Genomic DNA, 14264 nt, shown 5'->3' with positions numbered 1-14264 from the left:
AGGCTGTTGTTTTGCTTTATAACTCTAATACTTGTTGCGCAAGCGCTATATACATCTCCAAGCCAACAATATAGTTGCCGGAAGCAGTACAACAAACCATCCAGTCCATGCTGCAGGTTGATAGGGCTAATCAAGAAGGTAAGAACCATCATTGGTAGTACCTACTTTGCAGTATCAGTAAAAACCCTTCCCCATTATGAAATGCTTCATCTGTTTTTTTTGTGAACCACCAAGATATCAGATTTACTGTGCTCGATCGTGATAAGTAAACCGAAGAAAAGTGAGAGTACGTCGAGAAGATTAGTAAAAAGGTAATGAGTATTCATCGAAGTCCCTTTTCATTGTTATATTTTTTAGCTTAAATTTATAGCTTGGGCTGCCCCCATTGTTCATCTGTTTTAAGGTTTTAATGTATAAATGTGGGTTTCAAATGGACACTTCTGTGTCGGTTAATTTTGTGTAATTTATATGGTTAAACCCAAAAAATGACCTCCTACCATAAAGACGTAGTTTGTCGCCAGGTTTGAGATCCTCCCATGACTTTTTTGTCACGCCGCATATCTGATTGCTCATTAAGGAGTTGTACTCACTCAGAAGGATTCTACCTTTGCAATGCTTCTCTCGGTATCTAGATGATTTTCCTGAAACTGTCACATCTATGCTATCGTGAGTTGATATGAAAAAATGTAATGTTGCTGGTAATCCTCTTGCTATTGAAAGATAGATGGTAATTGGGATCCCCATAGTTAAAGCTATCCCCATCAAGAGAGGGCTTTTTTTCTGATCTTCGATAATTTCCCTTATTGTCGATTTTCTTCTGGGGAGAGAAATGAATAAGATTGTGAGTAGAACTATAGAGAGAGCGATGCTAGTAAAAGCAAGAAACCTAGCTTTTTCATCACTGATCAAAAGTTCACTCGAAGCTCCAATTGGGAGTAGGCAGGCTATGCCAATAGCTATACATGCATATATCTTGTGCTTAAGTGTTGCTCTTTTCTCGAGTGAGGAATCCATTGTTACCTTTTGTACGGCTGACTGATCATTTATTGAAGTCGCAATATATCATTTGATGTATGTGCTTCCCAGGCACTTACAACGATTTATAGTTCAGTTGGTTATTCTTTGGAGAGTAAATCTTTAAAGTGACAAAAACATAAAATTCAAGTCGTGATTAATAAGGTTAACTAAGGAGTGGTAAATTTTTCAGTAAAAATGGTAGCCTAGTCAGCTATATGGCACTTCTCAAAAGTTCATTTATTGGTATTCAGGTTGCTTATATTTGCTCGTTGGTTCTATCTAGGTGATGCTGCAAATGCTCACAAATAAAATCCACACATAGTTTAATTTTTGGTATTTGATATTTACTGCGCTCGTAAAGAAGAAAGATGCCAATATCACCTCCAGGGCTGACAGAGACTTTACCTTGGGTGGGAACCTGTACTAATTCTCCAGATTCCAGGTGTTCGCAAATACTCCATGAGGGTACACAGAACATACCGCGATGATTTAGTGCTGCAGCCAGTAAAGCTTTGCCATTATTGCTGATCAGGTGGGTGGATAGCTTTAGTGGCACCCAGTGATCATCATCGAAATAATGCCAGTCAATCAGTCCTCTGGGGCCGCGGTATTGGAGGGCGTGGGCAGATTCAATAGTCTGTTTGTTTAGCGGTATCTCTTTCCCTAGGGTGTTTAGGTACTCGGGTGTGGCGGTGAGTGAGAATTCGTTCTTGGATAGACGCTTAGCGATGACATGCTCATCGGGAGCGGAGCCTCCGCGAATGGCGATATCTACAGGATCTTTACCTAGCTGGGTAAGATCGTCGCTATAGTGCAGGTCAAAAACAATGTTTGGGTAACGTTGGATGAATTGTTCCAGTAGGGGGGTTAAGTGCTGTTCGCCGTAAGAAGGTAGGCAGCTGATACGGATCAACCCGCTGGGGGCTTCGAAGGTTTGGCTCACCAGCTCATCTGCCTGCTCCAGTTGGCGAATGGCTTCATTAATCATGGAGTAATAGAGCTTACCCAGTTCGGTAACTTCCACCTTGCGGGTGCTGCGCTGCAATAGCTCTACTCCCAGAGACTGCTCAAGGTCCCGCACACGCCGTGAAATAGAAGAGGCGGGAACATCGAATTCCTCAGCCACTGCAGTAAAACTACAGAGTTCTGCCACGCGCTTGAAGTAGCGTAATGCCCGGATTTTGTCCATAAAGCCCCTATTCTTGCTTGTTTACACGGCAACTTAGCATTCATTATTGTCAGAAAGACAAAAGACTTCCACTAAATGCTCTCTGTTTCTCCGTTGGGGCAGGGGGCACTATCGCTCTCATTCTTGAACTGATGACTAGAGAGATTAATGAAAGCACTCAAAATTACTCAGTATGGCGATATCGATAGCAGTCTGGCTTTCCAGGAGGCGAATGTACCCGAGCCAGGTGCGAGCGAGGTGTTGATCAAGATCAATGCCGCCAGCATCAACCCCATTGATCTAATGGTGATGCGCGGCGAGATGAAAGCGCTAAAGAAGCTCAACTTGCCGGTGGGAATTGGCCGGGATCTGAGTGGCGAGGTGGTCGCAGTGGGTAGTGGAGTCTCACAATATCAGCCCGGAGAGGAAGTGTTCGCCAGGGTGGGGGAGGATCACGTGGGCACCCTTGCCCAGTATCTGGTGGTGGATGCTACGCATCTGGCGAAGAAACCTGAAAACCTCTCCCATGAAGAAGCTGCAAGTATCCCTTTGGTGGGGCTGACCTCCTACCAGGCCTTGATCCAGGTTGCTGGTTTGAAGAAGGGAGAGAAAGTATTGATCCATGCGGGTTCCGGTGGCATCGGCTCTATGGCGATTCAGCTTGCCAAGGCCTACGGCGCTTATGTGATTACTACAACCAGTAGTGCCAATGTGGACTGGGTGCGTAAACTCGGTGCGGACCAAGTGATCGATTATAAGAAAGAAAACTATCTGGATTTATTGTCTGATATTGATGTGGTGTATGACACCCTAGGCCAACAATACACAATGGATGCTTTTAAAGTATTGAAAAGAGGCGGCAGAGTAGTATCTATTGCTGGGGTGCTGGACCCGTTGACGGCGAGGGAGTTGGGTATCAACTGGTTTTTCCGTAAGCTAATCGGGCTTAAGTCTCGCCCGGTATTGAAACAGGCGAAAGACAAGAATGCGTTTTACCGTATGGTCATTATGCAGGCGAATGGGGATCAGCTCAGTGAGCTAAGCGCCTTATACAGGGACAAAATCATTTCTCCCGTCGTTGATAAAGTTTATCCATTCAGCCAGAGTCTGGCGGCTTTCTCTTACCTGAATAGCAAGCGAGCAAAGGGTAAAGTGATCATTTCATTGAACAGCGGCGATTAAATCGCCGGACTATTTGAACGGCTTCTTTACAAGTTGGCAGTCATTCCTGTATCTATTGGGTGATTGCCAATGGCTAGCCACTCTTATTTTATTGCTAGTCGCAAATGATAAATGATTATCGATTGCACAGCAGGTACTTTTAATATTTTATAGGTTGGCAGTTTTGCTTGTGAAAGACTTTCACAATGAATCTATAAAACAGTAGCCATTAATATTTCGGCGCGAATTTAGAATTAATGAGATCCACCTCACATAATTGCTCAGTCGCATCACTTCTCAGTGCAAAAAATTAGCAATTGCCGGTTTTCCTAGATTTGACTTTCCTCACATCTGCCTATTTCTGTATTCACTACAATGCCGCTGGCTGAAAGGTCCCTGTTTACAGGCACTTCAATGTGGCCCTCAAGGGGTTTGCACATCGCTGGTTTTCATTGATAAGGATTGGGTCAGAGGTAGGCCACATGTTCAGAATTTTACAGATAGCTCTCCTTCTTTTACTGGCTGCCGCAGTGAATGCGCAGAATGTCAGTCGTGATGATATCCGTGGTTTGGACGAGCAAATCCAGGATGTTAAGAAAGATGTAATTGATCTGACAGCAACTTTGGCACAGTTGGAAGAGAAACTGTTGTTTCCTTCCAATACTCAGGTGGCTTTGTTTGTTTCTGTCGCAGACGAAAAGCCTTTTGAACTGGAATCCGTAGAAGTCACTCTCAATGGTGAAATCGTGGCGCACCACCTCTACACCTATCGGGAAATTGAATCCTTACAAAAAGGGGGGGTGCAAAAAATCTATACCGGTAATGTGCAGGCTGGTGGACACCCGTTACAAGTGCGCTTTATAGGCAAGACCCCTTCCGGTAAAGAGTATCGAGCCAATGCTTCTTATCAAATCGACAAGGCGGTAGGGCCAAAGTTTGTCGAGATCAGAATTTCCGGAACCGAGTCCGAGATTAACTTCAAGGACTGGTAACCATGCGTATACCCCTGCTTTCGGCATTTTCCGGCGTAGCTGGAGCTGGCCTGCGTGTTCTCAGCTTTACATTATGTAGCTTGTCTCTACTCCCTAGTGTGTCTGGCGCAGACGATGATAAAGAAGAATTGCGCGATCTGTTCTTTGGTGCGGCCATGTACTACGCCCACCAGGAAAACTACTTTGATGCGATTGTAGCGCTGGATAACGAGCTGGCCCAGTATCACCGTCTGGATGAGCCCGCGTTAGACCCCTTTAGTAATCATCTTGGGCAGGCTGAATTCTCTGTGGGTGACCTGGAGCTTTCCTACCGTATGCACCGGGAAGCGGGGCGTGCAATTGAAGCGGTGCTGAAGGGCAATGTTTCGCAGGAAGTGCGCAATGAAGCCGCCTATCGTCTGGCCAAAATTCACTACCACAAACAGCAACCTCTAAACGCTTTGCATGCGCTGGAAATGATTGAGGGCAGGGTGCCCTTGCGGGTGCGTGCCGATGAGCAATTCCTGCGCGCGCGGGTTTTTATGGAGTTGGGGCGTCTCGAAGAGGCGGTAGAGCTACTGAAAGACCTGAAAGGTGAGGAATCCCTGGAGGGCTTTGTGGAGTTCAACCTGGGCATTGCCCAGTTGAAATCCGGCGAGGAAGCACGTGGGGTGTTGGAGCTGACCGCTCTGGGCAAGCGGCACAGTGGCGACCCGGCCGATCAGGCCCTGTACGACAAGACCAATTTATTACTGGGTTCCCACTTGATGGAGGCCGGCGAACTGCAGCTGGCGCGCCCCTATTTTGACCGGGTGAATCTCGAAGGGCCTTTCTCCAATCGGGCGCTGCTCGGTGCCGGTTGGGTGGAGGCCCGAGCGGGGCGTTTCGACCGCGCCCTGGTGCCCTGGCGGATATTGCAAAACCGCAAGGGCACCAATGAATCGGTGCAGGAAGTGATGCTGGCTGTGCCTTACGCCTACGGAAAATTGGATGTACACAGTACTGCGGCAATTCATTACGGACGCGCTCTGGATGCTTTTGGCCGTGAGATCGACACACTGACGGCTTCCATCAACAGTATTCGTCAGGGCAAATTTCTCGAAGCGCTGCGGCGCAAAGAGGCTACCCAGGTACAAAACTGGGTGGTGGCGCTGCGCAATTTGCCGGAGGCACCGGAGACTCACTATCTCCTCGACCTCATGGCCTCCAATGACTACCAAGAATTCCTGCGTAACTACCGCGACTTGAATGATCTCTACGAGCGCAATAAAGAGTGGCTTAAGAGCCTTGCTGCCTTCGAGGATATTATTAGTGCACGCCGGGCTTACTACGAGCCCCTGTTACCACAGCTGGATGAGCAGTTCCGTACCTTGGATGCACGGATCAAGTTGCGTATGGAGCAGCGCGATCAATTTTCCAGTCGCATAGAGCAAATGCTGGTTTCTCGCCGCCCGGAGTATCTCGCCACCGCCGAAGAGCAGGAAGCGCGCCTGCAACTACTGCAGCTGCATAAGCAGATCGCACGCAATCCTAAAGGTTTTACCGAGCAAAGCCGCAGCCGTGTTGAGCGCTTGCAGGGTATTTTGGATTTGCGTCTCTCTACCGAATATCACCAGCGTCTCACCGAGGCCTATAAGCATTTGCAGGCCCTCAATGCTGAGATCGAAAAGTTACAAACGGTGTACCGTTCCTATGTGCGCAGTCGCCAGGCGGCGACTCACAGTTACACCGGTTATAACAAGGATATCCAGCGTTCGCGTGCGCAGATTCGCTCGGCCCAGCAGCGTCTGGAGATGTTGATGGCGCGCCAGGGCAGCATGCTGGAAGCACTCGCTGTTGAAGAGCTGGAGCGCCGCCGCAGCCAACTGGAGAGTTACCAGATCAAAGCGCGCTTCGCCCTAGCCGACAGTTACGACCGTGCCAATGAGCTGCAGGAGCAGCGCGAGGATCAGCGCAAGATTGAACAGCATCGCGAGGCTCAGCCTGAAACTTTGCCAGAACAAAATCCTCCCGAATTGGAAGCACCGGAAAGCGAAAATGGGCTGCAGGAGCAGAGCCTAGAAGCTCAGCCGGAAACTCTGCCTGAGAGCAATCCTGCCGAATTGAAAGTGCCAGAAAGTGAAAATGGGCCACTGGAGCAGGGCGGGCAACCCCAAGCAGACCAGCCGGAAATTTTACCTGAGAACAAATCCGCTGAACGGCAAGTTTCAGAAGCTGAGGGGGATAAGGCGTGAAACCTGTAAATCATCGCGTAAGCCTCTCTGCTAGTTTTGCGATCGAGCCAATAGCTACAGGGCGGAAGCCCAAAAATGCACTGCGCTATGGTGCATTCGCCGCGGCATTACTGTTACTTAACGCTTGTGCGGTGAACAGCGGTAAAACAATTGGCAGCCTGCAAAATGTCGATATTGAGATTAAAGAGGAATATATCGACGGCAGTCTGGAAAAGGCCCTGGCAAGTTATCAGCGCTACCTGCAGGAAACGCCCGAATCGAGTCTCACCCCTGAAGCGATGCGTCGGATTGCCGACCTGAAAATTAAGCAGGCGCACCGGGCCGAGGATGCTGCCATTGATGGTATTGCCCCTGCCACAGCAGGCAGTGGTGCTGTGATTGCCATCGAAGCACCGGAGGCAACAGCAGAAAATGCCCTGGAAGCTCCGGCTGAGGTAACCGCGCCCGTTGCCAAGGTGCAGCGCATCCCCACTGAGCATGTAGCAGGGGCGGAGTCTGATGCGGACTTTGAAGCTCGCGCTAGTGGCAGTGTGGATATCGTCGCAGACACCACTACACTGCAGGTTCCTGAAGAAGACCCGGAAGCGCTGATGTCGGCGAATGCCCGAGAGGCCATCGCGCTGTATCTCAACCTGCTGAAGAAATACCCTCTTTACGACCGCAACGACCAGGTGATGTACCAGCTCTCCCGCGCTTATGAAGAAGCCGGGCAAATTGATGCCGCAGTAGATGTATTGCGGCAGTTGGTGGCCAAATACCCGGATTCCCGTCATATCGATGAAGCCTGGTTTCGCCTGGGGGAATATTACTTTACCCGCAAAAAGTATCTGGATGCGGAAGAGGCCTATGGCCGGGTAATCACCATTGGGCAGATTTCCAGTTTTTACGAGCTGGCCCTGTATAAACGCGGTTGGTCCCTGTTTAAGCAGGATATGTACGAGATGGCCCTGGACGATTATGTGGCCATGCTCGATTACAAAGTCTCCCAGGGTTACGACTTTGACCAGCAGACCAATACGGTTGAGCGCAAGCATGTGGACGATACTTTCCGCGTGGTGAGTTTGAGCTTCTCATATATGGAGGGCCCGGATTCTATTGTCGACTATTTCTCTCGCAAGGGTGCGCGCCAGTATGAATACCTGGTGTACAGCCATCTCGGGGAGTATTACCTGAATAAACGTCGCTACCAGGATTCGGCCAAATCCTATATCGCCTTTGTGGAGCGCAATCCACTGCACAAGGTTTCTGCGGACTTTTCCATTCGTGTGATCGAGATTTACAGCAAGGGCGGTTTCCCCAAACTGGTGCTTGAAGCGAAGAAGACTTTTGTAAATACCTATGCCCTCAATGCCGACTACTGGACAGTATTCGATATTAATGAGTTCGGCGAGGTGGTCGAATTTCTACAGGCTAACTTGATCGACCTGGCCGGCCATTACCATGCCGCCTACCAAAACAAAAAACTGAAGGATAAAAAGGGCGAGCACTACGTAGAGGCAATTCACTGGTATCGCCGTTACTTGCAGTCCTTCCGTGAAGCTGAGCGTGCGCCGGAAATGAACTACCAGCTCGCCGGCTTGATGCTGGAAAATCGCGATTTCCACAATGCCGCTCTGGAATATGAGCGCACCGCCTACGAATACCCTGCCCACAAGGATTCCAGTGAGGCGGGTTACGCTGCGGTTTACGCTTATCGCGAACATCTGGCCAATAATCTGAAAGAAGCCAGTGCAGATCAGCGCGCTCCATTGTTGCGTGAAATTATTCGTTCATCGTTAACGTTTGCCGATACCTTCTCACAGCACGCCAAAGCGCCGCAGGTAATGCTGGGTGCGGTGGAAGATTTGTACGGTCTTAAAGACTATACGCCGGCGATCGATAACGGTCGTCAGCTATTGGAAAAATTCCCGGCTGCAGAGCAGGAGATTCGCCGCTCCGCCTGGATGGTGGTGGCCCACGGCTCCTTTGATACCCATGCCTATGCCGATGCGGAGGTGGCCTATGGGGAAACCCTGAATCTCACCGCCACCGATGCTAAGGATCGTGCTGGCCTGGTCGACAATCTGGCGGCATCCATTTACCAGCAGGGCGATATGGCGCGCAAGCAGGAAGACCACGCTACTGCTGCCGGCCACTTCCTGCGCATTCGCGCTGCGGCTCCGGGAGCCACTTTACTGGCCACCGCCGAATACGATGCTGCTGCTTCCCTGATTGTGCTCAAGGATTGGACCCAGGCCGCCACAGTGCTGAACAATTTCCGTGGGAATTTCCCAGAGCATGAACTGGCCAAAGATGTCACCAAGAAACTGGCGGTGGTCTATCAGGAAAGTGGCGAGCTCTTATTGGCAGCGGCGGAGTTTGAGCGTATTGAGCGAGAATCTGAGGACGAGGAAATACGCCGCGAGGCTCTGACGCAGGCAGCGGATCTCTACAGTACCGCTAAAGACAGCGACAGGGCGTTGGCGGTGTTGAGGCGCTACGTGAAGCTGTTCCCCAACCCCATGGAGCCCGCGCTGGAGACGCGGCAAAAAATCGCCGATATCTACAAAACTGCTGGGCAGCAAAAACGCTATATGCAGGAACTGCGTGAGATGGTGCGCATAGAGAAGCGTGGCGGTTCCCAGCGCAGTGATCGCACCCGCTACCTGGCTGGTAGCGCCGCGTTACAGCTGGCTGAGCCCAGTTATCAGGCCTTTACCCAGGTGGCGCTGGTTAAGCCAATCGAGCAGAACCTCAATTTGAAACGCAAGCGCATGAAAAAAGCGATTAGCGATTTCTCTGCCCTGATTGATTACCAGGCAGCGGATGTGACCGCCGCAGCCACTTATTACCTCGCGGAAATTTATTTGCACTTCAGTGTGTCTCTGAAAGAGTCCGAGCGCCCAACGAATTTGAGTGCGCTGGAACTGGAAGAGTACGAGCTGGCTCTGGAAGATCAAATTTATCCGTTCGAGGAAAAAGCGATTTCCGTGCATGAAAAAAATGTCGAGTTACTTGGGGTGGGTATCTACAATCCCTGGATCGATAAGAGTATCGGCCAACTTGCCGGTCTGATGCCGGCCCGTTACGCCCGTGCCGAAGAGGCTGGTGACTATCTGCAGAGTATTGTCCCTCTGCCACCGGAGCCGGAGGCCTTGGAATCAGCGGAAGTAGTTTCCGGCCAGTAATAGCGAGAATGGAGAAGAGGGCTATGCAAATAAAACTGCGAGTGGTTTTCCTGTGGGTGGTTACGCTGTTTTTGGCTGCCTGTGCGGGAGTTCAGACCAAGTCGGGCAAGGTTTCTGATTATTCCTCTGTGCGGGTGTCCGGCAGTGTGAGCCGGGACTTTGAACGATCCCTGGAATTCCTTGCGGATAAGGAGTTTGCGCGCGCGATTGAATTGTTGGAGACGGTAGTTGAGCGGGAGCAGCGTTTGCCCGCGCCTTTTATTAATCTCGGCATTGCCCAAATTCAGGTGGCAGAAGAAAAAAAAGCGGAAGAGGCTTTTCTTAAAGCGCTGGAAATAGATGCCGAGCACCCGGTGGCCACTAATGAACTGGCAGTGCTTTACCGCAAGCAGGGTCGTTTTGCCGATGCGCGCAAAATTTATGTGAATGCCTTGGCAGAAAACCCCGAATACCTGCCATTGATAAAAAATCTCGGCATATTGTGTGATCTCTATCTGCAAGATCTCCAGTGCGCTCTGGCACAATTCCAGCAATATGTACAGCTGGAACCCGAGGACCAGGATGTGTCTATCTGGCTGGCGGATCTCAAACGGAGGGCGGGCAAGTGATAGCGCAGTGTAAATGGATTTTGCCGTTTATGATGGGGTTTGCCATTTTTCCTTTTGCCGGTGCGCAGGCACAAGAAGGTGAAAAAAACCAAGCCACAGATAAGAAAGTGGATACCAAAGTTAAAGAGTTATCGGGTATTTCCATTATTGGTAATAAGGAAGCGCCCAAGTCTCTGTATATCGTTCCCTGGAAAAGTTCCGAGGTGGGTGTCGAAAGTGATCTTGTCTCCAGTTTGATGGACGACAAGCTCAAGCCGCTCGACAAGGAAGTTTTCATGCGTGAGCTGGAGTTCTACCAGCTCAGCCTGTCCGGCGATTAACGCCGTCCTTTCTCTGGCTAAAGCCAGAGCAGCAACCAATTACTGCAGTATTTCTCAAGAGGGTTTGTAATGGACTTTTTCAACAGCGTCATCGAGTTTTTCCAGACGGGCGGTACTTTTATGTACCCCATTCTTGTGGTGGCCGCCCTGGGTGGCGCAGTAGCAATTGAGCGATTTATTCGCCTGCATTACGAGCGTCGTACCAACCGCACTATGTGGGATAAATTGCAGCCAATCCTCTCCAGTGGTGATTTCGATCGTGCGCGCAATCTGGTTAAGCAGGATAACTCCAGTGTGGCAAAGCTACTTTCCATGGGGCTGGCCCGTCAGGGTGCAGTGCGCCGCCGCGAAGATATCGAAATCGCGATGGAAGAGAGCATGATGGAAATCACTCCGCAGCTGGAAAAGCGCACGCCCTACGTAGCACTGTTTTCTAATATCGCCACGCTGCTGGGTCTGCTCGGAACTATTATGGGCCTGATTGAAGCCTTTACCGCAGTGGCCAATGCCAACCCGGCAGAAAAAGCCGACCTTCTTTCCGCCAGTATCTCGGTAGCGATGAACACAACGGCTTTCGGTCTGATGACCGGTATCCCCCTGTTGATTGTGCATGCACTGCTCAACTCCCTCACTGGAGAAATTATCGATAGCCTGGAAATGGTTTCCGTAAAAGCCTCCAATCTGATTGACAGTTCAACCCGCCGTCGCTTCGAAGTCGATGCGCCTGCTTCAAAAAATAAAGGTGAAAACAAGTCGGCTAGCAAGTCTGAGAAGCACACCAAATCACAACCAGTGGCCGAGGCCAAAACCGAAGAACAGCAAACGGAAACTGCGTAATGAGAAGGCGGCGCCACGGGAGAGATAAAGAGGCCCCGGAGCTGGACATCACCGCCTTCCTAAACCTGATGGTGGTGCTGGTGCCGTTTCTGTTGGTATCGGCGGTGTTCTCAAGGGTAACAATTTTAGAGCTAAATATGCCGAGCGGAGCCGGTGGTGGAGCGCCGGATGATCCCACGGTCACGGTAGAAGTCGTCGTTCGCACAGAGGCGCTGGAGATTAGTGATGGTGAGAAAGTCATTGCGCGTTTTCCAAACCTGACGCAATCCGAAGAGGGTGAGTCTGCGCCGCTGGAAGCGGCTACAGAGGAAGGTGCCGGGGAGGGTGAACAGCTTGCTCTGTTGCCAACCGCGGAGGTCTACGACCTGAAAAAACTCACCGAGTTTTTACTGCAGGTAAAGGCCAGCTATCCAGAAAAAACCGACTCCATTTTGTTGATGGAAGCGGATATTGCCTATGAGCACTTGGTGGGTGTAATGGATACCGTGCGCGGAGCCGAGGTGCGTGTGGAAGGCAGCGATCCCAGTGATCCAAGTGCTGTAGAGAAAGTGGTGCTGTTTCCCGATATTTCCATAGGAGATGCGCCGTGAGACATGAAAGCCGACGTATGAAGCGTATGGCGCGCAGCCATAAGCGTAAAAAAACCTCGGGTATGAACCTTACCTCGCTAATGGACGTGTTCACCATTTTGGTTTTTTTCCTCTTGACCAACACCTCCAGTAATGAAGCGTTGGAGCCACCCAAGGTGATCACACTGCCGGATTCGGTGGTGGAGACCAAACCAAGGGAAACCGTAACCCTGATGGTGACCAATGAGGAAATTCTGGTGGAATCCAATTCAGTGGTGGCTACCAGCGAGGTACTTGAGAGTGAAGAAATCATTATCGAGGCCATTAAGCAGGCGATGATCGCCGAGATGGGTAAGGCTATCGGTGTGGCCCAGGCCTCTGCTGAGGCGGAGGCCGAGGAAGCCGGCACCGAGGGAGAAGTTCAGCCGGAGCCACCGGAAGTCAATATTCTCGCGGACAGGGGCATTCCGTTCAGTTTGCTTAAGAAGGTGATGTCCAGTTGTACGGAAGCTGGTTACACCAAGGTATCGCTGGCGGTTATTCAGAAAGCATCTCAGGGTTAATGGAAGTTTGTGAGTAATTTTCTACAACAACAGCAGGCACTTAGCGAATCGCTCAATGCGGTTCGCCAGCGCATGCTCCTGCTCGAGGATGAGCGGCAGCAGATAGAGGCACAGCTGGCCGAGTTGCAGGCCAATGGCACCAAGTTCCAGCTGCTTGATGAAATTTCCGAGCGCTTGCGCAAGCTCGAAGAGGCCGGCGCCGGTGAAATGTTCTGGGCCGAGGATTACAGGGTCGATGCCTCCGAGCGGGTGATTGCTCGAATCGGTGAGTCCACCCGCGATTTCAACGAACAGCTGGAGCAGCTGCATCAATCCCGCCGGCAAGTGCTCGATAATATTGAATACTGCAGCGAGGAAATCTTTGCTCTGGACGAGCAGGCAGATGAGCTGCGCCGTGAAGAGGAAGAGTCCAAGTACGAGTTTGAAATTACCCGTGAGTTCGAGCAACCGGATTTTCGCCCAATGGTTATGCCCTGGCATACGCAGGGTGAAGATGAAAAGCGTTTCCGTCTCTGTGTATTCGCCTCTCTGTTTATTGCCACTTTATTAGGTTATCTGGTGCCACTCTATACGTTGCCGGAACCGGAAAGCGAAGTGGTTGAGATTCCAGAGCGTTTGGCCAAGCTGGTAATCGAGAAGAAAACCAAGCCCAAGCCACCGCCGGAGCCGGAGAAAACCAAGCCCAAGAAAGAGGAGAAGAAGCCCGAGCCCAAGCCTGAGCAGAAAGTGGCCAAGCAAGAGCCCAAGCCAACCAAAACTGAGAAGAAGCAGGCGCGCAAGAAAGCTGAGCGCACAGGTGTTCTAGCCTTTAAGGATAATTTCCAGGATCTGATCCAGGATGATCTGGATAACCGTCTCGGCCAGCAGACCCAGCTGAGCACGGCGGGTAAGAAAGAGAATCGCAGCCAGCGCTCTCTGATTACGTCTGCCGCAGCCAAGGGCAGTGGTGGCATCAGCGCTTCAGATGTGAGTCGCAATGTGGGTGGAACGGGTTCTTCCCTGGGTGGTGTCGAGTTTGCACGTGTTGAAAGTGCTATTGGCAATGAGGGTGACTTTGCCGGTGAGGACCGACCGCTCAGCGATGGTGTTGGCCCGTCTCGTACCGACGAGGAAATCCAGATTGTCTTCGACCGCTATAAGAATGCGCTCTATCGCATCTACAACCGCGAGCTGCGCAACAACCCGGCTCTGCAGGGCAAGATGGTGCTGAAGATCACTATCGAACCGGATGGCTCTGTGTCCCTGGCACAAGTGGAGTCCAGCGATATGGATTCGCCGGCACTTAATGCCAAAATTGTTGCAAGGGTCAAACGGTTTAACTTCGGTGAAAAGGCTGGTGTTCCAACAATCACCATTCTCTACCCGATCGACTTCCTACCGCAGAGTTAATCAAATGGGCCTCCTTCTCGCTTGTGCGGGAAGGGGCCCCTTTTTTTCGGGCAGTTTTTGTCTGCTTTCACAGCTTTTTCCCTCCTGGGTTTGCCTGAGAACCACTTGGCAATCTTCAAAAAAGTCCTCCTGCCGGGCGGTATTTATGACCTGCTTCACGGCCACTTTTCCCCTCTGCAATTAAAGTTCGCGCACCGGGCAGACCCTGTGCGGCGGCAGTACCTGAGGGTGCTGTCAAGGATTTTGTAAACAGAAAAGCG

12 protein-coding genes are annotated in these 14264 nt (G+C 50.8%); 10 read left to right on the top strand and 2 right to left on the bottom strand.

All coding sequences use genetic code 11. The features are described 5' to 3' along the window. Nucleotides 1-426: 426 nt before the first annotated feature. Both MJO52_RS13335 and MJO52_RS13330 read right to left on the bottom strand, forming a co-directional pair. Nucleotides 427-1014, bottom strand: a complete 588-nt coding sequence (locus MJO52_RS13335; RefSeq protein WP_252082148.1) for a hypothetical protein — start codon at nt 1012-1014, stop codon at nt 427-429. A gap of 259 nt (nt 1015-1273) precedes the next feature. Beyond that, the gene (locus MJO52_RS13330; RefSeq protein ID WP_252082147.1) at nt 1274-2206 is read right to left on the bottom strand and encodes a LysR family transcriptional regulator; all 933 of its coding nucleotides are present in this window, start codon (nt 2204-2206) and stop codon (nt 1274-1276) included. Nucleotides 2207-2353: 147 nt separating this feature from the next. Between MJO52_RS13330 and MJO52_RS13325 the strand changes: the two genes are divergently transcribed. From MJO52_RS13325 to MJO52_RS13280, 10 genes are all read left to right on the top strand, one after another. Further along, complete coding sequence (locus MJO52_RS13325) at nt 2354-3367, top strand: NADP-dependent oxidoreductase (RefSeq protein ID WP_252082146.1); 1014 nt, start codon at nt 2354-2356, stop codon at nt 3365-3367. A 461-nt stretch (nt 3368-3828) separates the two neighbouring features. Beyond that, a complete protein-coding gene (locus MJO52_RS13320; RefSeq protein WP_252082145.1) occupies nt 3829-4338 on the top strand; it encodes a hypothetical protein in 510 nt (169 codons plus the stop codon). A gap of 2 nt (nt 4339-4340) precedes the next feature. Further along, nucleotides 4341-6551, top strand: a complete 2211-nt coding sequence (locus MJO52_RS13315) for a hypothetical protein (RefSeq protein WP_252082144.1) — start codon at nt 4341-4343, stop codon at nt 6549-6551. Further along, entirely contained in the window at nt 6548-9718 is a 3171-nt protein-coding gene (locus MJO52_RS13310; protein WP_252082143.1) for a tetratricopeptide repeat protein, read from the top strand. Before MJO52_RS13315 ends, MJO52_RS13310 begins: the two co-directional genes overlap by 4 nt. A 23-nt stretch (nt 9719-9741) precedes the next feature. Next, nucleotides 9742-10326, top strand: coding sequence for a tetratricopeptide repeat protein (locus tag MJO52_RS13305; RefSeq protein WP_252082142.1), 585 nt, complete (start codon nt 9742-9744; stop codon nt 10324-10326). Further along, nucleotides 10323-10646, top strand: coding sequence for a hypothetical protein (locus MJO52_RS13300; protein WP_252082141.1), 324 nt, complete (start codon nt 10323-10325; stop codon nt 10644-10646). The genes MJO52_RS13305 and MJO52_RS13300 overlap by 4 nt, the downstream gene beginning before the upstream one ends. Before the next feature lie 69 nt (nt 10647-10715). Further along, nucleotides 10716-11483: a MotA/TolQ/ExbB proton channel family protein gene (locus MJO52_RS13295; protein WP_252082140.1), complete on the top strand. Its 768-nt coding sequence runs from the start codon at nt 10716-10718 to the stop codon at nt 11481-11483. Continuing rightward, nucleotides 11483-12073, top strand: coding sequence for an ExbD/TolR family protein (locus MJO52_RS13290; RefSeq protein WP_252082139.1), 591 nt, complete (start codon nt 11483-11485; stop codon nt 12071-12073). Before MJO52_RS13295 ends, MJO52_RS13290 begins: the two co-directional genes overlap by 1 nt. Further along, on the top strand, nt 12070-12615 hold the full coding sequence (locus MJO52_RS13285; RefSeq protein WP_252082138.1) for an ExbD/TolR family protein: 546 nt from the start codon (nt 12070-12072) through the stop codon (nt 12613-12615). Before MJO52_RS13290 ends, MJO52_RS13285 begins: the two co-directional genes overlap by 4 nt. A gap of 9 nt (nt 12616-12624) precedes the next feature. Continuing rightward, nucleotides 12625-14004, top strand: a complete 1380-nt coding sequence (locus MJO52_RS13280; protein ID WP_252082137.1) for an AgmX/PglI C-terminal domain-containing protein — start codon at nt 12625-12627, stop codon at nt 14002-14004. The last annotated feature ends 260 nt before the right edge of the window (nt 14005-14264 follow it).

It is taken from the genome of Microbulbifer variabilis (assembly GCF_023716485.1).
Classification (GTDB): Bacteria; Pseudomonadota; Gammaproteobacteria; order Pseudomonadales; family Cellvibrionaceae; genus Microbulbifer; species Microbulbifer variabilis_B.
This window is presented reverse-complemented; position numbering and strand designations above follow the sequence as displayed.